The sequence below is a fragment of the Mucilaginibacter terrae genome, assembly GCF_031951985.1.
GTDB lineage: Bacteria > Bacteroidota > Bacteroidia > Sphingobacteriales > Sphingobacteriaceae > Mucilaginibacter > Mucilaginibacter terrae_A.
In genome coordinates, this window is the sequence record NZ_JAVLVU010000001.1 from 5,340,914 (window position 1) to 5,361,241 (window position 20,328).

A 20,328-nucleotide genomic window follows, 5' to 3' on the forward strand; every position below is an offset into this window, starting at 1 on the left:
TTAAATAAAAACAAGTAAGCGGCTAACTTAATAATTGGTATCCATTATATAGTAGCTATAACGGGCTGTTGTAAATATTGTGTTAAATAAAATATTCCGGGTAGTTTTATACAAAAAAGCCCTCCCGTGTTTACGGAAGGGCTTTTAACAAAATATTCGTGTTATTCACATCTGTAGATGTGGTAATTCCCAGTATTAGATCAGGCTAACGCTGCGGTTAACAAACTCCGTTAACTCAGCACCGGTTAATAAACCTTGCGATAGCAGGGCCAAATCAAATGCCTGTTTAGCCAGTTGTGATTGTGCTGCTTCGTCACCGGTTTCTAAAATACGGTTAATGAGTTTGTGGTTGCCATTTACCACCACTTTGTAGCTATCGGGCATGTTGCCGTAAAAGCCCATGCCGCCACCCATTTGTGCCATTTCTTTCATGCGGCGCATAAACTCGTCCATGGTTACGGTTACGGGTAGCTCTTCAGGGTTTAAGCTCTCCAACTCCACTTTAAAGCCGGGTTTGGTAATGGCTTTTTCAAATACAGCTTTTACCTGGGTAACCTGCTCGTCGGTTAGTACAGTTGCAGGGGCATCGTCTTTCTTAATCAATTTATCGGCAACGTCGGCATCCACACGTTTAAGCGAAGTTTTCTCCAGCTTTTGCTCCAGGTGACCTACAAAGTGATTGTCGATAGGAGAGTTCATCACCAGTACATCATACCCCTTCTTAGTGGCCGATTGTATGAACGAATCTTGTTTTTCAGGCTCGTTAGTGTATATGTATACCAACTGACCATCTTTATCAGTTTGTACGGCTTCTACTTTCTCTTTGTATTCAGTTAACGTGTAGTTTTCTTTAACGGTGTTGGTTAACAAAACAAAGTCTTTAGCTTTTTCGGCAAACTTTTCATCGCTTACGTAGCCATATTTAACAAACAGGCCAATATCACTCCATTTTTCTTCGTAAGCTTTACGGTCGGCTTTAAATATTTCGCTCAGTTTATCAGCCACCTTTTTGGTAATGTAAGTGTTGATCTTCTTCACATTGCTATCGGCCTGCAAAAAGCTGCGCGATACGTTCAACGGAATATCGGGCGAATCGATAACGCCGTGTAGCAACATCAAAAATTCAGGTACAATGTCTTTAACCTCATCGGTAATAAACACCTGGCGCGAAAATAATTTGATCTTATTGCGTTGAAAATCAAAGTCGTTTTTCACCTTAGGGAAGTACAAAACGCCGGTTAAGTTAAACGGATAATCAACATTAAGGTGAATCCAGAATAATGGATCTTCAGAGAACGGGTATAGCTCTTTATAGAATTGCAGGTAATCTTCGTCTTTTAATTCTGAAGGAGATTTGGTCCAGATAGGGGTAGTTTCATTGATAATATTATCACTCACTACCTGCATGTATTTAGGCTTGCCTTCTTCATCTTCACCATCAGGAACCGAATCGGTACGCTCGCCAAATTTAATAGGCACCGGCAGGAATTTGGCATACTTATCCAAAATTCCCTGTAATTTTTGTTTGTCTACAAACTCTTCCGAGTCTTTATTAACGTACAAAATTATATCGGTACCGCGTGTGGTACGGCTGCCTTCGCTAATTTCAAATTCGGTGCTGCCATCGCAGGTCCAACGGGCAGGTTCGGCACCTTCCTGGTAGCTCAGGGTATTAATTTCAACCTTGTCGGCCACCATAAAGGCAGAGTAGAAGCCCAAACCAAAACGACCGATGATCTCGTTGGCATCTTTAGCTTCTTTGAATTTCTCCATAAACTCAGTAGCACCCGAAAATGCTATCTGGTTAATGTATTTCTTAATTTCATCGGCAGTCATACCCAGGCCATTGTCGCTAATGGTGATGGTTTTGGCAGCTTCGTCAAAGGCAACTTCAACCTGCAATTCGCCCAGTTCGCCGTTGTATTGACCTAATGATGATAAGCGTTTAATTTTCTGCGTAGCATCAACGGCGTTTGATACCAGCTCGCGCAAAAAGATCTCGTTATCAGAGTATAAAAATTTCTTAATGATCGGGAAAATGTTTTCGGTGTGAATCGAAATCGTTCCTTTTTCTTGCATATGTTTAATTTTTATGGATTATTTGAATTTGTACCAGGATTATATCAATGCACGTTCCAATTGCCGGCGGCTTGTCAAATTGGCAGCTATGGGTGATAAAGGGCGTATATTAGATTGTCATTTAAACAAAAAATGTCATTTCGAGGTACGAGAAATCTTTTCGGGTTGATAAGCTAATCGCTTTTAAAAGACTGTTCCTAAACTCTAAACGAGATGGGCATAGTTTGATTATTTAACCAACAGCTTTCCTTGTTTATAATCGCGCGGGAACGCATGCGAAAATTGCTTCATTTGCTTGCGCGACATATTATGGGTTATGGAATAGCTTTCTTTTGAGGCAAGGAACCGTGTGAGTATGGGATAATTAAATCGTTTGCCTACGTTTACCAGTTTTCCTTTTTTGTAGTTATATAAATCGAATACCCAATATGCATGGTTTTGATAGGATAGGTAGCTTTGTCCAATGATCTCGAATTTGCCGTCGCCGTTGAAATCTCTTTCCGTGTTGGCAAAAAAGTCCATAAATGAAATGTTTTGGAAACGGTTTTTGCCATGATTAAAGAGAAATATCTTATGTTCTAATGAACCGGCTAAACCGCTACCGTTGTTATAAATAATTATCTTAAAATCGGGAAAACCGTTATTGTCAATGTTGGCAATGTAAAGTTGTGTGTCGTAAAGTGCAATGTCGTTTATATCAACACCTTCTTTGAGTTTTAAAATAGCCTTGTTTTTGAAATAAAGAACAACGTTCGTGCTATCTTCTAAACGGATTTCAAGTAACTCGACACGATAGTTTTGGTATTTAGCTGTCCAAATATTATCATTGTTTTTTCGGCCTGGTATTTTGTTGAATTTGGCAGTTTGATATTTGATAGGCGGATGTTTTTCGAAAGGATACTGCGCAAAGCAACTTAGCGAATAGATGAGCAGGAAGGTGCCGATAATGTATTTCATGATTTTAGGTTAGGTGTAAGCGTACAAGCTTATGTTTGATATCGATTAGGCCAAGTGGATCTTCCTGCATTTCTTAAAAAAACATGTCATTGCGAGGAGCGATAGCGACGTGGCAATCTCCTCGCGTTTAACCTTGCGTAAGGAGATTGCCACTCCGCCTAAGGCGGATCGCAATGACATTTTGGAGAAGTAAATCAAATCCGAAATCGAAACACCCAACCTCCGGAATTAAAATATAGCCGGATACTTGCCCGGATTGCTATCGTGCATAATGTTGTACACTGCTTCTATAATATCATCAACCGATGGCTTGGTAAAGTAATCACCATCAGACCCATAAGGTGGGCGGTGTTCTTTAGCGCACAGCGTTTTGGGTGCCGAATCGAGGAACGAATAGCCGCCCTGATCTTCGAGCACATTTTGTAATATATAAGCCGAACCTCCACCCGGAATATCTTCATCAACCACCAGTAGTTTGTTGGTTTTTTGAAGCGATTTAACGCAATCCTTATCCAGATCGAAAGGGTAGAGGGTTTGCGGGTCGATGATCTCTACACTGATGCCCATGGCTTGCAATTCTACTGCGGCTTCTTCCACAATACGCAAGGTTGAGCCGTAAGAAATTACGGTAACATCGGTGCCCTGGCGTATTAAATCTACCTTACCCAGCGGCACAGTAAACTCGCCAATGTTCGATGGCATTTTTTCTTTCAGACGGTAACCATTCAGGCTTTCAATTACCATTGCCGGTTCATCGCCTTGCAATAGGGTATTATACATGCCGGCAGCCTGGGTCATATTACGCGGAACACAAATGTGTATACCACGCAAAGCATTCAGCAAAGCCCCCATAGGCGACCCTGAATGCCATATGCCCTCTAAACGGTGACCACGGGTACGTACTATCAACGGTGCTTTTTGGCCGCCTTTGGTGCGGTAGCTCAGGCTGGCAATATCATCGCTGAGTACGGTAATAGCCCAGATCCAGTAGTCTAAATACTGAATTTCGGCAATGGGTTTAAGGCCACGCATGGCCAACCCCATGCCTTGCCCAATAATACTCGATTCGCGGATGCCGGTATCGGTAATCCGCAGATCGCCAAATTTTGCTTGTAAACCGGCAAAACCCTGGTTCACGTCGCCAATGGCACCTACGTCTTCGCCAAAGGCTACAATGCGTTCGTCGCGCTCAAAGGCTGCATCAAAGGCTGCATTTAATATTTCGCGGCCATCCAGCATTTTGGCATCAGCAGCATATTTAGCCGCAATAACAGGCACATTAAGCGGCGATAAAGGCGTATCGCTGAATAGTTTGGAGTTATAGCGCTCATTATTAGCTTTAGTTTCTTCAGCCAGCCAATCAAGGAGTGCCTTACGCTCAGGATGATGTTCTTTAGCGGTTAAGCGCAGTGCTTTACGTACCGCGCCAACTATATCCTTACGACCGGGATCAACACAAGCACGCAAGGTTGTGGCCACTTTGCTCAGTTCTTTTACCGATGAATGGCGGGCCAGTTGCTCTATTAAAGCTGCGCCTTCTTCCAGTTCGGCTTTAATTTCTGATGACAGCTCGTTCCAGGCTTCACGCTGGCTATTGCGTACATGCTTTTTGGCGGTTTCTTCCAGCTCTTCTAATTCTGCTTCGGTAATCATTGCCGAGTTAAGCATCCATTTGCGCATTTGCAGCAAACAATCGTGCTCGGCCTCCCAGGCCAAACGCTCTGCCGGTTTGTAACGCTCGTGCGAACCTGATGTGGAGTGGCCTTGCGGCTGCGTAATTTCGGTAACGTGTATTAATACGGGCACATGCTCGGTACGGCACATTTCAATAGCTACGGTGTAGGTTTCGCACAGGGCAACATAATCCCAGCCGCGTACCTTAAATATTTCGTAACCGTTGGTGCCCGCTTCGCGCTGAAAACCGCGCAGGGCTTCAGATATATCTTCTTTAGTGGTTTGTAAACTGGCCGGTACCGAAATAGCATAGGCATCGTCCCAAACCGAAATTGCCATAGGTACCTGCAGTACACCGGCCGCGTTAAAGGTCTCTAAAAATATACCCTCGCTGGTGGCGCCGTTGCCAATGCTGCCAAAGGCAACCTCGTTGCCATTTACCGAAAACTGCTTTAAGCCTTCCAATTCTTTGTTTTGGCGATATAGTTTTGAGGCATAAGCCAGGCCCAACAGGCGGGGCATATGACCGCCGGTGGTTGATATATCGGCCGAGCAGTTCAGGCTATCGGCCTGGTTAACCATGCTGCCATCGGGGTTGGCAAAGCGGGTGGCATAGTGGCAATTCATTTGCCTGCCGCCCGATGCCGGGTCTTTTTCAATATCGGGGTGGGCGTAAAGCTGGGCAAAAAATTCTTTAAGCGTGCTCATGCCGGTGGCAAACATAAAGGTTTGGTCGCGGTAATAACCGGCGCGCCAGTCGCCTTTTTTAAAGGCCTTAGCCATAGCCAGTTGAGCCACTTCCTTGCCATCTCCAAATATTCCAAACTTGGCCTTACCGGTGAGCACTTCGCGGCGACCAAGTATACTGGCCTGCCTGCTCTCGTAACCTATACGATAATCGTTTATAACAATTTTGCTGAAATCGTTAAAACTCAATTCGTGCTCTGTAAAGTTGCCGGTTGCCGGTAGTGTGCTTTCGGGCATATAAAATTTCTTTAGGGCGTAAAAATAACAAATTCTGTATTGAAAATGGCTTACTCTGCATTTATCATATAAACACAAAGTAAGCATGGTTTTTTATTATTAACTTTAAACTATTAAATTATATTTGTGTCATAACTACAACCATTATGAAAAAGCTGATCATACTTTTTGCGGTAATACTGGGTTTCGGTGTTGCTGCGCATGCACAAGATAGCCAAAAGGCTGAGTTTAAATTTAACGAGGAAAAACACGATTTTGGTAAAATACCAAAGGGCACACCTGCTACTACGGTATTTGAATTTACCAACGTAGGCACCGAGCCTTTAATATTAACCGAGGTTAGGCCAACCTGCGGCTGTACCATTGCCGATTATACCAAAACACCGGTACAAAAAGGCCAAAAAGGTACCATTAAAATCACCTACAATGCTGCCGTTGCATCACCGTTTAGCAAAACTATTGTAGTTACTTCTAACGCTAAAACCCCGGTTAAAAACCTGATCATTTTAGGTGAGGTGGTTGAAAGCCCGGCTTCGCATACCAAATAAGATTTTTTGAATTGTATATAGGAAAGGCTGTCTCGTAAGAGATGGCCTTTTTTTTACCCCACCCCGGCCCTCCCCCGGAGGGAAAATAATACCGTCATTGCGAGGTACGAAGCAATCTCTGCGGATGCAAAGCGAATATGCTTGGTAAATAGAATGCTTCGTGTAGTTCAAAGACGCGTTTAGGGTAGTTTGCGTTAAGGATAGTAGCGGATACCGGCCTGTGCGTAATGCCTGCAGGCGTATGAGCGGATAGCCTGACCCAACGGGGAACGCCCATATTACTGCTAACTTTAATATATTTTTTTATTTCTGCTGTCGTGAAAATTATCCATTCTACACCAAATAATGTTTTGTAATTTTGCATCATGCCAAAAATCTCTAACAAGGGCCAGGTTATACCTGCTTCACCAATACGTAAATTAACCCCGTTTGCCGAACAGGCCAAACTGGATGGCAAAAAGGTTTATCATTTAAACATTGGTCAGCCTGATATTGAAACGCCCGAAGGCATGCTGAATGCCGTTAAAAATATCGACTTTAAGGTGTGGGCCTATACCGCATCAGAAGGAACCTTATCATACCGTAAAAAGCTTACCGAATATTATAATAAGCTAAATTACGGCATCGATCCGTCGAACATTATTGTAACCACCGGCGGTTCGGAAGCGATTACCATAGCCATGATGACCTGCCTTAACCCGGGCGACGAGGTAATTATTCCTGAGCCATTTTACGCCAACTACAATAGCTTTGCCGTACAGAGCGATATTGTGGTAAAGCCCATCCTGTCGTACATTGACAATGGTTTTGCCCTGCCAGCCATTAGCGAGTTTGAAAAGCTGATTACTAACCGCACCAAGGCCATCATCATTTGTAACCCTAATAACCCTACCGGCTACCTGTACTCTAAAGAAGAAATGCAGGCGCTGAAAGAACTGGTGTTGAAGTATGATCTGTACCTTTTCTCTGACGAGGCGTACCGCGAGTTTTGCTACGATGGGCGCGAGTTTATTTCGCCTATGCATTTGGAGGGTATTGACGATAACGTAATTATTATGGACACCGTAAGCAAGCGTTACAGTGCATGCGGTGCCCGTTTAGGTTGCCTCATTACCAAAAACAAGGAAGTATTGCAGGCTGCCCTTAAATTTGCACAAGCCCGTTTAAGCCCCGGTTTGGTAGAGCAAATTGCCGGCGAAGCTGCCGTTGATACCCCCGATAGCTACTTTGAAACCGTAAACAAAGAATACACCCACCGCCGCGATATATTGGTAAACGCCCTTAACCAAATGGACGGCGTATTTTGCCCTAACCCTGGCGGCGCGTTTTATGTGGTAGCTAAACTACCTATAGACAATGCCGACAAGTTTTGCCAGTGGATACTCGAAAGCTTTAGCCACAACAATGCAACCGTAATGATGGCCCCTGCAACAGGCTTTTACAGCACCAAAGGCGCAGGCGTAAATGAGGTACGCATGGCCTACGTGCTCAACACCACCGACCTGCAAAACGCTATGACCTGTTTGGAGGAAGCTTTGAAAGTTTATCCCGGCACAGTAGAACAGGAGCAGGTTGCTGCGAGTGTGCAATCGTAATATTTCAGAATATTGATATATAAAAGCCGTTGCTTGCGTGTGCAGGCAACGGCTTTTTTGTGCCCGCTACTACAAATACAGATTTTACCTGTATTTGTATGGCCACAAAACAAATAGTATCTAAAAGTATTTAAGCTAATAATGTTAGTAATTTTAAGGTGATGTGTAAAAGTATTTGTATTGTAAAGTGTTGATTGTTTGTACCTTTAATGTGATGCCGAAAAAAATGGTATTTTAATATTAAATATAAGTGTTGTGGAATTAGAAGTTGAAGTTCGTAAAATTGTTCAAGAACCAAAGATGTCTTTAACCATGATGGGAAGATTGGTTGTAGCAACAGAGAAAGGTAAGCTTGGTATTATCAAGAAAAGTAAATATCCATCTGATTTTGTACCGGGGTATTATGAGTTAGCCAGAAAATGTTTGTGTGAGACATTTTCTGGAAATATTAAAGGCTATTACGATTTATATTTTGATGAATTTAAGCGAAAGGCCAAAGAGTATAAAAAGATAGCCAGTACTTACCCCAAGGAGAAAGTGATGTACAAAAATCACTTTTATTCTGCTGAAGGTTTGGACGGGATTGTCGCAATGTCTGCTTTGTTAACCCCGTTACTTGAAAGATATACTTATTACGATAACCTTGCGCAAAAAAAGGCCGCTATTATACTTAACAATGTTCGAATTGGCGCAATGGCTGATATGCTGTTACATGACGAATATGGGGTAGACCATGTTGGGTTTCTTAAATTCAGTTTTTCAAAAACAAAATTTCATGAAAAGGAGGCAGCTGTAAAGCTTCATGTTCTGAAAAATTATTATGAAGCTAAAAATATAAATGTGAAACCTAAAGATTGCATTTTGATAGATGTACCAGCGCGACGAATTTATACATTGAAAGATGTGCCCAATATGAAAGAAACACTGCAAAAAGACACTTTATTAATTCGGGATAATTGGGATGTTATTTAATTCCGCTCTTCGATGCAGCAAGTCTGCCATATTCGTAGGTTCCACCTGTGTTTGTAAGTTGATAACTTCTAATATTAGCACCACAAACTAATCTTGCGCTGGCATGAGCCTTATTTTTTTACTCCAAAAATCTAAAATTGCGAAGAAGAATATATAATTTTTTTGGGAGCCGAATAGTTAGACCTCGAACAGACAATACTAACGATGAAGATTATTATGAAAGAAATGAAAGTCGTTTGCAGTTTTGGGTTAACGTTGCCTTAAGTATACTAACGCTTGCGACGCTTTTTGTAACCTACTATTATTCTCGGAAGAATTTGATTTTAAGTACAAAACAATACGAATCCGCAGTTTCTCAGTTTAATTATCAAAGAAAAAGTGATTCTTTAAAAAATATTGCAGATTCACTAAAAGATGTTTTACAAAGAAATAAATATACAGCAGACAGTATTAATGTTACCATAAAAGACTCATTTCAAAAAATTCAATCACTGCATCAGGAAGAACTCAATGAGCAACAGATTGAAATTAATAGGCAACAACTCAAAGCTATTACAAGCCAATCTCGAACGGCGGAACAAACATTTAAAGAGCAACAACTGCAATACAAGGAACAACTATATGAAAAGCGCCCTGTATTTACTATTACAGATGTTATAATAGATTCGACAAGGAGAATGATTCCCAAAATATCATTTCAATTTAGAAACGTTGGGTTTAGAACCGCTCATGTTGATAGTACTGTTTTTGCATTTTTTAATCCAATTAAGCTCTGCTTTAGTTCAACCCCTAATCCATCAAACTTTGATGTTATCCCGAATGGTATGACGTTAACTACCAGCGAGGTTAATATTTATATTGACTGTTTAAAAAGCCCACTAACTCAATATTATTTATTGATATATTACACAGATACTTCTACGGGGATAGTTCAAAAAGAGCCTATATTTTTTACTTATATAAAAAAACCTAATGAACCTGTTTCAACAAAAAAGATTATACCGAGGGATAGGACTGCATTTGAGCAACGATTGAGAAAAGGAAAGATTTTTGTTCCGGGCTTTTGATATTCCTTGCAGGAGCATCAGCTAATCCCCTCGCTCCCGCAAGCGTCCCGCTTGTGGTAATAGCTCACCTAAGCTCAATCGAAAAATCTTTGCATCAAACCACAAGCGGGACGCTTGCGGCAGCATTTAGGAGCATTCAAATTAACCCAATGCCGACGGCAGATAGTTGGAAAGATGCCTTAAATCAATTATTTAATCTTTATCAGGCAGCGGAATAGTTACCTCCACCTGGGTACCCTCGTTGGGTGGAGAGGTTATCTCTACCCGGCCATTAAGCAGCTTTATTTTGCTGCGTATGGAGGCCAGGCCTATGCCGGGTTTGTGTTTGGGGGTATCGTTAATACCCCGGCCGTTATCTTTAACTTTGATGAGTATTTGGGTGGGGCTTATTTTGAGTTCGGTGTAGGCATGTGTGGCTCCGGAGTGCTTTACTACGTTCATTAACAACTCCTGCATGGTGCGATATATAGCCAGTTCAAGATACTTTTCTAACCGGTGCTCCAATCCGGTTAACTTGTACCTAAAATGAATGCCATCTTCTAATTGACGGCACATATCGGCAATGGCTGTTTTTAAACCAAATTCTTCCAGTGTGGCGGGCATCAACTCGTGCGATATACGGCGGCTTTCCTGTATTACATCAGTTAATAAATGATTTGTGTAGTTCTTGGTTTCCTCAAAATCGGCCCAGGGCATGTCTTTAATTAACCCTGCCAAGCTAATTTTTATTCCGTAAAGTACCTGCCCAAGTCCGTTATGTATGCTTTCTGCTATGCGCCTGCGCTCTTCTTCAACCGTATTGAGTGATACCCTGAACACTTCCTGTTGCTGTTCGGCTTCCAGTTTGCGCAGTTTTTCTTCAGCTTTCTTCAACCCGGTTATGTTTGCGGTATTGGTAGCTACACCATCATCAAGCTTAACCACCGATTGATAGAACCAGCCATCAAACTGCTCATGCACATAATGCTTTTCATATTGTTGTGGTATGCCCGTTTCGGTTACCTTAACAAAGTTTTCAAAAATCCCCTCGGTTTCAACTCCCGGATTATTTTGTAAAAGCCGTTTACCAATTACATCACCGTAAGCCTGTTCGGCAGCATGATTGTTGAGTATCCATACAAAATCAATGATTTCGCCTTGCTCATTTCTCAAAGCTTTAAATACCTGTATCATTTCAGGATTACTGTTAAGCGTTGCCTGCAGTAATTCCTGGTTTAAATTCAATTCTATTGTACGCTCTCGCACCTCTGCCTCCAATCGTTTGCGATAATCTGCTTCATTTTTACGCAGGGCCGCTTCGGCCTGGCTGCGCTCTTTTAACTCCGTGTCTCTCGAAATTATAATTGAAGCTGCATGAGCAAAAACCTCGGCCATTTCTAATTCGCTTGGGGTGGGGGTACGCGGCTCTGCAAAATAGATGGCAAGTGTACCCATAACCGGGCCATCGGTGGTGCGTATTGGGAATGACCAGCAAGCCCGAAACTCATGTTTACGCGGAATTTGAATGAAAGGCTTCCAAAGTAAATCCTCTTCCACATCGGCCGTTATAACGGGTTTGCCAGTGTGCATAGCCAGGCCGCAGGCGGGCATGTCGCGACCAATTTTAAAGCCGCTCATGTCATCAGCGTAAGCACTGGTCATGCCGGTGATCAGATGCAAGCCTGCACCTTTTTGTGGTTCCATGTAAAAGGCAGCCCGGGCCTTATTATGGGTATGCTGAATAATGGTATCAACTAACGGTTGCAACGATGCCGATAGCGGCTCGCCGTTCATGGCGGCACTAAAAGCCATTTGCTGGCCTTTAAGCCACCTTTCGCTAACATGTAATGAATCAATAGCTTTTGCCCTTTCAACGGCTGCCCACGTGCGTTCGGCCGTTTCTTTCAGCAAATTCATTTCATGCTGTTTCCAACGCCTTGGTTTTATATTATGTACGGCCAATGTGCTCACCCATACTCCGTTTTTAACCAGCGGCATAGCCATGTAGGCGTTAAAACCAGCGTTTGCAATTACGGCTCGTTCGTCATCGGTAATATTAGGGTCGGTATTTATGTTGTGCGATACCTGCAACTTACCCGTGCGGTACCCGTCTACCAGCATTTTGCCAAAATCCATGTATTTAAACTTACCGATCATGGGCTGTAATAAATTACCCCATCCCTGGTTTATTACTACAAAATCGCCCATGGTTTCGCTGTAATGTGCCTGGTTGGCACCCAGTTCTTCGCCCAGTAAGCGGGTGGCTATGGCCTGAATTTTGTTTGGATCGGCTACGTCTCTCAATGCATCGCTCAGTTTAAGTAAATAGGCATGATATTGTTCCTGCTGTTTACGCCCGGTTATGTCATCAAATACAACTGCAATTTGCCTGCTGTCTTCATCGCCAACCCGCGCTGCGTAGGCCAAATACCACCGGTTGGTAGCCTTATGATAGTTTTCCTTGCGGAGTGGTTTGCCGGTACGGGCAACCTGGTCGTAATCATCAAGCCAATAACGCTCAATGCCGCCGGTTAGTTGGTTTACGGTTTGGCCTACCACATTACGCAAACCGGTTTGCTTTTCAAAAACATGGTTTACCTCTATAAAAAGATAATCTACAGCCACACCGTTTTCATCATAAAGCATTTCAATAATGCAAAATCCTTCGTCAATACTTTCAAACAGGGTACGATACTTGTCTTTCGACTTACGCAGGTTATCTTCTACTATGCCTTTTTCAACCGCTGCCCAGGTGCGCTCGGCTACTTCCTCTACAAGTGATATTTCCCATGATGTCCACCCGCGCGGTTTATTGTCATGTATAGTAAATGTGGCCACAAATCGTCCGTCTTTTACCAACGGTACGGATATGACCGATGGCGATTCAACAGCTATAAAAGCCGCCCGTTGCTTTGGGGTTAAACCCGCATCGGTATGAGCATTAGTTAATACATAGGTGCTTCCGCTGCGCAACAGTGCTATATTATTTTCCCCGAAGGGTGCCAGTAGGAAGCGTTTGGGCATGGAACTGCCTGTTTTTACATATTCGCCCCAAACTTCGCCAATTTCCTCACCCGGCTCACCCTGGTTAAGCGTATACTCAGCTTTGGAGGCGCAAAGTGCTTCAACCAGCATTTTACAAGCTATTTTAGCTATTTCGGCCGGGTTGGCAAGGGGGCGCAAAGCATCGCTAAACTCCAGCAAAAAAATCTGCTTTTGTAAGGCTTCGGCAACGGGTGTAATAACATGGGGTTGCGGCAAATTATTTTTCATAGGTACAGCAAACGCCACAAGGAGCAATGTAATAGCATCAATTAAAAAACGTAAACCAATTATATACCGAAGAGATAGACGGGATTTTTATAAAGGAAAACGCTAATTTTAAACATTGCAAGAATAAATTTGTTTCGAAAACAAATAATCTACTTAATACTTAAACTCTATTTAGTATTAAGATTTTAATTTTTAAGAATGAATGCGATCATCCAGAAGCCCGACTTCCGTAAAGTTAACATCTTATTAGCCGAAGATCATCACATTGTGCGCAACGGAATACGGTCGTTGCTCGAAAAACAATCATTCATACATATTGTAGGAGAGGCTGAAAACGGGGCAGAGGCATTGCAGCTTATTAATGATGGCTTACGGCCTGATATTCTCATTACCGATATTAACATGCCGGGTATGGGTGGCGTTGAACTTATTGAAAACTTGAAGGTTGCATGGCCTAAAACCCGCGTTGTGGTTTTAAGTATGCTGGATAACGATAAGTTTATTACGCGTGCGTTTAATGCCGGGGCATCGGCTTATTTGTTAAAAAATGTATCGCCCGAGGAGCTGATGTTTGCTATAAAACTTGTACAGGCCGGGCAGGAGTATATTTGTGCCGAACTGGGCATGAAGCTGGTTAAACGGTTAGGAACAGCACCTGAGTTACTGCAGCCTGATGAAGAACTTGACCTGGACCTATCAGAACGTGACATTGAAGTTTTGCAATTGATTGCCGAAGGTTATACCAACCAGCAAATAGGCGATAAGCTGTTTACCGGCAAACGCACGGTAGAAGGCTACCGCCAAAATCTTATGAATAAAACCGGCTCGCGTAACACTGCAGCACTCATCAGGTTTGCGCTATTGCATGGAATTATCCGTTAAATTAAACGCCATAATTCATCTAATAATTATTAAAATTTCATAGAAATTTAATATTCCGTATTAATCAATAATTTCCCGCCGTATAAATACTGTAGTTGTACAAACGCTTAAGTGTAGCTTTGAAACAAGTTAAACCTCGGGCATGGTGTGCAATTCCCGCATATTCACTTTTTTCAACTTAATAGTGAATGGTTCATAAGCCAGGCTTTGGCCATTCTATTTTTATGAAGATAAAATAAAGGAGGGTTTGCTGTGAGCAAGAGAATATTGATTATTGATAATGACCCCGATACGCCCGAAGTAATGAAAGAAGCTTTGAGCTATGAAGGGTTTACAGTTCATACCGAATTGTTTACAGATAATATAATGGCTTTAATTAAACTGCACAACCCTGATATAGTACTGTTAGACTATATTTTAAATGGCATTAACGGGGGAGAGCTTTGCAGTCTTGTAAAAAAAGATAGTAATACGGCTCACATACCCATGGTTATACTTTCGGCCTATTCCAGTGTCATTAATTCGTTAGGTTACTTTGGCTGCAACGCATTTGTTGCCATATCCTTTGACCTGAACAATTTGGTTGGAAAAAATTAACGAACTAACTGCAATAGAAACATTAAACTAAAATATAACATTCAGCTGCCTGCAATTTATGAGTAATGATGGAATTAATAAAGTACTCCTGGCCGGACAAATAACCGCCGAACCCCGTTGGCATGATGAAGGTAACGAGCGCATGTTGTGCTTTACCCTCACCACCAAAGAAATAATTTTTAGCCAAAAAGAAGATATAGAACATCTTGAAAACCACCGTATTAAAATACCCGAAAAAAGCCACGCGCTAAAGCGCTTTACTTTTAAAAAAGATGACATTGTGTTTGTACAGGGCAAACTGCATACCCGCTCTTTTATAGATGCCGAAAATATAAAACGCTACAAAACCGAGGTAATTGCCAACCAGGTAGACAGGCATGCACCCGAGATACCAACCGCAGCTCAAATGCGCACCGTTGATTTCGGTTAGCAATAATTTTTGCAGGATAATGTTTTGGGTAAGCTTGGAAGGAATTAGCAATCTTAAAAAAGTGCGTGATTAATTTTTGCCGAAAAGGTACTGACAGGATTGTGCGGGTGTTCAATGTGTTCAACCCCTTCAATGTGCGCAATACGTTTCATGAAATACTTTATGAAACACCGGGGTAAAATCGGGCAATTTCGAGGTTTTCAGAAGCAAAAATGGGGTAGGGAACAGATAAACAAAAAAGGGGTTATTCACCCCTTTTTAATCCAAATTTTTCGATCTTGCTATACAAGTGACTGCGTTGAATATCAATGTCATCGGCTGTTTTTGATACATTCCAGTTATTTTTTTCGAGCTTAAATTTTATGTATTCGCGCTCGGCATAGTCTTTATACTCCTGGAAGTTTTTAAACTGGTCGTAATCAGTTTGCTGTGCTGCTGCTGCCGTTAAGGCACCACCACTACCAATAGTTGCTGCCGTTACCGGTGCCGACGGGTTGGCAAAAGCTTTCACATCAGCATCAGTTATGATCTTGTCGCTCAAGATGATAAGGCGCTCAATCATGTTACGTAGCTCGCGTATATTACCCGTCCACGGCAGGGCTTTAAGGGCTTCTAAACCAGCCTCGCTAATGCGTTTGGTAGGCATGCCGTACTCGTTGCAAATTTCTTCTAAGAAGCTGGTAGCCAGTAACGGTATATCATCGCGGCGGTCTACAAGGGGCGGTACGTGAATTAAAATAACGCTCAGGCGGTGGTACAAGTCCATCCTGAAATTGCCATTTTCAATTTCTTTTAAAAGGTCTTTGTTTGTAGCAGCTACCACACGTACATCAACCTCAATTTCCTTTTCGCCACCTACGCGGGTAATGCGGTTTTCTTGCAAGGCACGCAATACTTTAGCCTGCGCCGAATGGCTCATATCGCCAATCTCATCCAAAAACAAGGTGCCTCCGTTGGCCGATTCAAACTTACCTATACGCTGCTTTACTGCCGACGTAAACGAGCCCTTTTCGTGGCCAAATAACTCACTTTCAATTAATTCAGAAGGTATAGCCGCACAGTTTACCTCAATAATAGGGGCGTTTGAACGGTTCGATTTTTCGTGCAACCAGCGTGCAACCAACTCCTTACCGCTACCATTTGCACCTGTTACCAGCACACGGGCCTCGGTAGGGGCAACACGGTCGATGGTTTCCTTAATCTTTAATATACCCTGCGATTCGCCTAAAATAGGGCGTACCTTTGATACTTTGCGTTTTAATACCTTGGCTTCGGTTACCAAACTACCGCGGTCAAGCGCGTTGCGTACGGTAATGAGCAAGCGATTCAAATCAGGTGGTTTCGAAATAAAATCAAAAGCTCCTTTTTTGCTGGCCTCAACAGCGGTTTCCACCGTGCCATGGCCCGATATCATGATGAAGGGAAGATCGGGCTTAATTGCCAAACCATCGGTAAGTACCTCCAAGCCATCCATGCGATTCATTTTTATATCGCACAGCACCAAATCATAATCATTTTTTTCTATAAGTTGCAGTCCATCAACGCCATTGTCAATGTCTTCAACCACGTAATCTTCGTATTCCAGTATTTCGCGCAGGGTGTTACGAATCGCGCGTTCGTCGTCAATAATTAAAATTTTCGCCATGTTTTTCTTTCCAAAGGGAGGTAGTACTTCCGGTGCTAATATAGCATTTTGTATAGTAAAACAAACACTCGCCAAATTGTTTCAAAAAAAGTTAACCCCTCCTGCAAAATAGCAAAAGGGGTTAAAATACAGCAACAAAACTGTAAGCCGGGTTCTGTGCTGCCTGGCGGCAGTTTCTATCATTAATCTCGTCCTGTTATTGCTAACAGGCTTTATCAACCTACCCATCACGGATACGGGCCGAAGCCTGTACAAAGCGAGCCACCCTGATATTCCGTGACCTATTTGGTCTTTCAACTCCTGAGGTTTACCGCAAGTATAGTCGCCTATACAAGCCGTGAGCTCTTACCTCACGTTTTCACCCTTACCGGCGGTGCCGGCGGTATATTCTCTGTGGCACTGGCTGTCGCCCGCTGCGAGGCGCCTTCCCGTTAGGAAGCAGGATGCTCTGCGTTGCCCGGACTTTCCTCCGCCCAATTACTCGGGCAGCGATAGAACGTTTTGCGGGAGTAAAATTAGTTATTATGTTATTAAGTTAATGAGTTATTTGGTTTTAAAGTTAATTTGATAGTCAGGTAATATGTAACCTAATAACTCAATAACTATTTACCAATAACTAATACTTGGGCGTTGCCTCCGGCCCGGGCTATCCGCTGCAAGTCCTCGCTCCGCTATGCTGCGTTCCGGGCTTTACGCTTCTATCCCTAACGCAAACTACAGTTTGTTTTGACAACAATTTTGAATTTACAGGATTTATGAGGCATATGATAACCTATTAATGTTAGTTAATCGACGCGCTGAATAGGCAAAAACATGTTAAAAATTCTTAACGAAATCAACTAATCAACAACTTAACCTTTAACTACATCACGCCTTCTTAAAACTCTTCATTGCTATAAATACACTAATGAGCATTAAAATAGCGCCTAACAAATACGGTGCACCGGGGAAATGGATAGAAGATGTTTTAGGATTGGTGAAATGCGCAAATACCGAACTCATTAAAAGCGGACCAATAACCGTGGCTATACTTACTAATCCGTTTAGGCCACCCTGTAGTTCGCCTTGTTCATTGGCCGAAACGTGGGCCGTAATAAAACCTTGCAACGCAGGACCCGATATACCACCCAGGCAATACGGAATCATATAAACGTACATTAGCCATCCTTGGTTAACAAATGCTATTAGCACCAAGCCTATGGCGTAAAACAGTAACCCGGCAACAATGCTTTTTTCCTGACCCAGTTTGGGGATGATGATACGGATCAATCCGCCCTGTATACCAATGAGCAGCACACCAATAAATATACCCAGGCTGCTAATGGCGCTTTTGCTCCAGTCAAATTTTTCTACCAGGAAAAAGGCTAACACACTTTCCACTGCTTTTGAAGCAATATAAACCAGGAAGAATGCACTGATTAAGCCCGATACACCGGGATAGGTGCCAAGCCTGCGTAATGTACTAACTGGGTTAGCCCGTTTCCAATTAAATGGACGGCGGTGTTCGGGTGATAATGATTCGGGCAGAACGAAATAGCCATACAGGGCATTGAGTAAAGCCATGCCCGCTGCAGCCATAAAGGGTATTTTAAGACCAACCTCACCCAGGTAGCCGCCTAACGCAATCCCTAATATAAAGCCCAGGCCTGTTGCTGCACCAATAATACCAAAGTTTGCTGCGCGGTTGTCGCCGGTGCTAACATCGGCAATATATGCTGTTGCGGTGGTGCTGCTCGCACCTGCAATGCCTGCAATTATACGCCCTATAAACAGCCAGAAAACGGTAGGGGCAAAAGCCATAAAAGCATAATCGATACCAAATCCTACCATCGAAATAAGTAAAACCGGTCTGCGTCCATACCTGTCGCTCAGGTTGCCCAGCACCGATGAAAACAGGAACTGCATGAGCGCATATACAAAGGTGAGGTAGCCATTTATTTGCGATGCCTGGCTAACGTTGTAATGCCCCAGGGTTTCGAGTAACTCGGGTAATACCGGGATGATAACACCAAGGCCAAGCGTATCAATAAGTATGGTTATAAATATAAAACCAAGTGCCGCAGGGCGTTTGGTTGGGGTAGCTTCGGTCATGGTATCAAACTATCTCCTTTAAAAAGAGATTTAATGAAAATTGTTTGGTGTAACTTTCTCTTCAGTGCTGTTAAGTACAATACGGGCTTTTCTAAAACTACGTACTGCCAGTATGGTGCTCAGCAGCATGAGTACCGCACCCATTAAAAAGGGTGCACCCGGAAATGAAACCGGGGCATTTTTACCGGTAAAGTAGGCAAACAAGGTGGTCATTAAAGGCGGACCAACAATGGAGGTTACGCTCATTAAACTGGTTAAACCGCCCTGTAGTTCGCCTTGTTCGTTTGGCGGTATCTGGTTGCTAATTAAACCCTGTAATGCCGGGCCTGCAATACCGCCAAGGCAATAAGGTACCAATATGGCAAACATCATCCAGCTTTGGTTGGCAAACGCAAACAGGAACAACCCCAGGCTATATAGCAATAAGCCTATGGCAATACTTTTTTTTTGCCCCAATTTGGGTATGGTTATGCGTATGAGTAAACCCTGCACCAAACCCGATAGTAAGCCTACAAAACCTAATGAATAACCTACCAGGGATTCGTTCCATTTAAAGCGTTCCATGGTGAAGAATGTCCAGGTGCTTTGTACGGCGTGGGCAGCAATGTAAATAAGTATTAATGAAGCTATTAAACCGCTTATAGCCGGGTATTTTTTTAATTGCATTAAAGAGCCTATAGGGTTTGCACGCTTCCATTCAAACTCACGGCGGTTCTCTATAGATAAAGATTCGGGTAATACAAAATAACCATAGGCGGCGTTTAGCAAGGCCAATCCGGCGGCGGCTAAAAATGGTAGTTTAGTACTGTACTGGCCTAATACGCCACCTAATACAGGACCTATAATAAAACCTAAACCAAAGGCTGCGCCAATGATACCAAAGTTTTGTGCCCGTTTTTCGGGTGTGCTTACATCGGCAATATAGGCCGATGCCGTGGTAAAGCTGGCACCTGTAATACCGGCAATTAACCTTCCTACAAACAGCCACCAAATGCTTGGCGCAAAAGCCAGAAAGGTATAATCAATACCAAAGCCTAATAACGAACCCAGTAAAACCGGCCTGCGTCCATATTTATCACTCAGATTACCCAGCACAGGTGCAAATAAAAACTGCATAACCGAGTAAGCAAAAGTAAGCCAGCCCCCATAACGGGCGGCATCGCTCAGGTTGCCATGAATCAGGTTCTCTATAAGTTTAGGGAACACCGGTATAACTATACCAAAGCCCGTAATATCAATTAAAAGAGTAATGAAAATAAAGCCTAAGGCTGCCTCGCGTTTAGGTTGTACGGGTTGGTCCATGGCCGCAAAAGTAAAAACTTTTTTGCAGATGATGGTTTGAATGAGCTAATTAGAAGTATTGGAGTCAACAAAAACAGGACTTCCTGTTAAGAAAGCCCTGCGCAATTATCCTGTAAATATACTACAAAAACAGGTTAACCTGAGTGTCAAACCTACCTGTTGTTTATCAGTAAAGCAGCGAGTACCGATGAACAGGCACAATGCATCGACCAATGATTTTAACTTAATTTAACAAATCAAATATGTGGTTTTT

The 20,328-nt window shown here is 42.8% G+C and carries 14 protein-coding genes and 1 other RNA gene; 7 read left to right on the top strand and 8 right to left on the bottom strand.

Features of this window, described 5'->3' with window-relative positions; genetic code table 11:
* Positions 1-195: 195 nt before the first annotated feature.
* The 3 genes from htpG to QE417_RS22930 form a co-directional block, all read right to left on the bottom strand.
* On the bottom strand, positions 196-2,079 hold the full coding sequence (gene htpG / locus QE417_RS22920) for a molecular chaperone HtpG (protein ID WP_311954232.1): 1,884 nt from the start codon (positions 2,077-2,079) through the stop codon (positions 196-198).
* A 228-nt stretch (positions 2,080-2,307) separates the two neighbouring features.
* On the bottom strand, positions 2,308-3,036 hold the full coding sequence (locus QE417_RS22925; protein ID WP_311954235.1) for a hypothetical protein: 729 nt from the start codon (positions 3,034-3,036) through the stop codon (positions 2,308-2,310).
* Positions 3,037-3,264: 228 nt separating this feature from the next.
* The gene (locus tag QE417_RS22930) at positions 3,265-5,694 is read right to left on the bottom strand and encodes an alpha-ketoacid dehydrogenase subunit alpha/beta (RefSeq protein WP_311954238.1); all 2,430 of its coding nucleotides are present in this window, start codon (positions 5,692-5,694) and stop codon (positions 3,265-3,267) included.
* Positions 5,695-5,840: 146 nt separating this feature from the next.
* Between QE417_RS22930 and QE417_RS22935 the strand changes: the two genes are divergently transcribed.
* The 4 genes from QE417_RS22935 (at position 5,841) to QE417_RS22950 (ending at position 9,876) form a co-directional block, all read left to right on the top strand.
* Entirely contained in the window at positions 5,841-6,242 is a 402-nt protein-coding gene (locus tag QE417_RS22935) for a DUF1573 domain-containing protein (protein ID WP_311954241.1), read from the top strand.
* Between the two features lie 365 nt (positions 6,243-6,607).
* The gene (locus tag QE417_RS22940) at positions 6,608-7,837 is read left to right on the top strand and encodes a pyridoxal phosphate-dependent aminotransferase (protein WP_311954244.1); all 1,230 of its coding nucleotides are present in this window, start codon (positions 6,608-6,610) and stop codon (positions 7,835-7,837) included.
* A 255-nt stretch (positions 7,838-8,092) separates the two neighbouring features.
* A complete protein-coding gene (locus QE417_RS22945; protein WP_311954245.1) occupies positions 8,093-8,809 on the top strand; it encodes a hypothetical protein in 717 nt (238 codons plus the stop codon).
* A 137-nt stretch (positions 8,810-8,946) separates the two neighbouring features.
* Positions 8,947-9,876, top strand: a complete 930-nt coding sequence (locus tag QE417_RS22950; protein ID WP_311954247.1) for a hypothetical protein — start codon at positions 8,947-8,949, stop codon at positions 9,874-9,876.
* A gap of 192 nt (positions 9,877-10,068) precedes the next feature.
* On the opposite strand, the gene QE417_RS22955 is transcribed toward QE417_RS22950, so the two are convergent.
* Positions 10,069-13,128 carry a GAF domain-containing protein gene (locus QE417_RS22955; protein ID WP_311954250.1) on the bottom strand — a complete coding sequence of 1,020 codons (3,060 nt, stop codon included), beginning with the start codon at positions 13,126-13,128 and terminating at the stop codon, positions 10,069-10,071.
* Between the two features lie 198 nt (positions 13,129-13,326).
* Between QE417_RS22955 and QE417_RS22960 the strand changes: the two genes are divergently transcribed.
* The 3 genes from QE417_RS22960 to QE417_RS22970 all read left to right on the top strand — a co-directional run bounded on the left by QE417_RS22960 (position 13,327) and on the right by QE417_RS22970 (position 15,037).
* Positions 13,327-14,010 (top strand): response regulator transcription factor, encoded by a 684-nt coding sequence (locus QE417_RS22960; protein ID WP_311954252.1) that lies wholly within the window; start codon positions 13,327-13,329, stop codon positions 14,008-14,010.
* Positions 14,011-14,262: 252 nt separating this feature from the next.
* Positions 14,263-14,607 (top strand): response regulator, encoded by a 345-nt coding sequence (locus tag QE417_RS22965; RefSeq protein WP_311954254.1) that lies wholly within the window; start codon positions 14,263-14,265, stop codon positions 14,605-14,607.
* A gap of 58 nt (positions 14,608-14,665) precedes the next feature.
* Positions 14,666-15,037 carry a single-stranded DNA-binding protein gene (locus QE417_RS22970; protein WP_311954257.1) on the top strand — a complete coding sequence of 124 codons (372 nt, stop codon included), beginning with the start codon at positions 14,666-14,668 and terminating at the stop codon, positions 15,035-15,037.
* 244 nt (positions 15,038-15,281) lie between these two features.
* Here QE417_RS22970 and QE417_RS22975 read toward each other — a convergent pair whose 3' ends face one another.
* From QE417_RS22975 to QE417_RS22990, 4 genes are all read right to left on the bottom strand, one after another.
* Entirely contained in the window at positions 15,282-16,682 is a 1,401-nt protein-coding gene (locus QE417_RS22975; protein ID WP_311954260.1) for a sigma-54-dependent transcriptional regulator, read from the bottom strand.
* Between the two features lie 127 nt (positions 16,683-16,809).
* Positions 16,810-17,190: RNase P RNA component class A (gene rnpB, locus QE417_RS22980), an RNA gene on the bottom strand.
* A 359-nt stretch (positions 17,191-17,549) separates the two neighbouring features.
* Complete coding sequence (locus QE417_RS22985) at positions 17,550-18,773, bottom strand: TCR/Tet family MFS transporter (protein ID WP_311954264.1); 1,224 nt, start codon at positions 18,771-18,773, stop codon at positions 17,550-17,552.
* 30 nt (positions 18,774-18,803) lie between these two features.
* Positions 18,804-20,075, bottom strand: coding sequence for a TCR/Tet family MFS transporter (locus tag QE417_RS22990; RefSeq protein ID WP_311954266.1), 1,272 nt, complete (start codon positions 20,073-20,075; stop codon positions 18,804-18,806).
* Positions 20,076-20,328 lie beyond the last annotated feature (253 nt).

Coding starts and splice junctions, on each gene's coding strand:
- QE417_RS22955 (WP_311954250.1), bottom strand. CDS start 13,128: ATGAAAAATAATTTGCCGCAACCCCATGTTATTACACCCGTTGCCGAA.
- QE417_RS22970 (WP_311954257.1), top strand. CDS start 14,666: ATGAGTAATGATGGAATTAATAAAGTACTCCTGGCCGGACAAATAACC.
- QE417_RS22940 (WP_311954244.1), top strand. CDS start 6,608: ATGCCAAAAATCTCTAACAAGGGCCAGGTTATACCTGCTTCACCAATA.
- htpG (WP_311954232.1), bottom strand. CDS start 2,079: ATGCAAGAAAAAGGAACGATTTCGATTCACACCGAAAACATTTTCCCG.
- QE417_RS22990 (WP_311954266.1), bottom strand. CDS start 20,075: ATGGACCAACCCGTACAACCTAAACGCGAGGCAGCCTTAGGCTTTATT.
- QE417_RS22975 (WP_311954260.1), bottom strand. CDS start 16,682: ATGGCGAAAATTTTAATTATTGACGACGAACGCGCGATTCGTAACACC.
- QE417_RS22985 (WP_311954264.1), bottom strand. CDS start 18,773: ATGACCGAAGCTACCCCAACCAAACGCCCTGCGGCACTTGGTTTTATA.
- QE417_RS22935 (WP_311954241.1), top strand. CDS start 5,841: ATGAAAAAGCTGATCATACTTTTTGCGGTAATACTGGGTTTCGGTGTT.
- QE417_RS22930 (WP_311954238.1), bottom strand. CDS start 5,694: ATGCCCGAAAGCACACTACCGGCAACCGGCAACTTTACAGAGCACGAA.
- QE417_RS22925 (WP_311954235.1), bottom strand. CDS start 3,036: ATGAAATACATTATCGGCACCTTCCTGCTCATCTATTCGCTAAGTTGC.
- QE417_RS22960 (WP_311954252.1), top strand. CDS start 13,327: ATGAATGCGATCATCCAGAAGCCCGACTTCCGTAAAGTTAACATCTTA.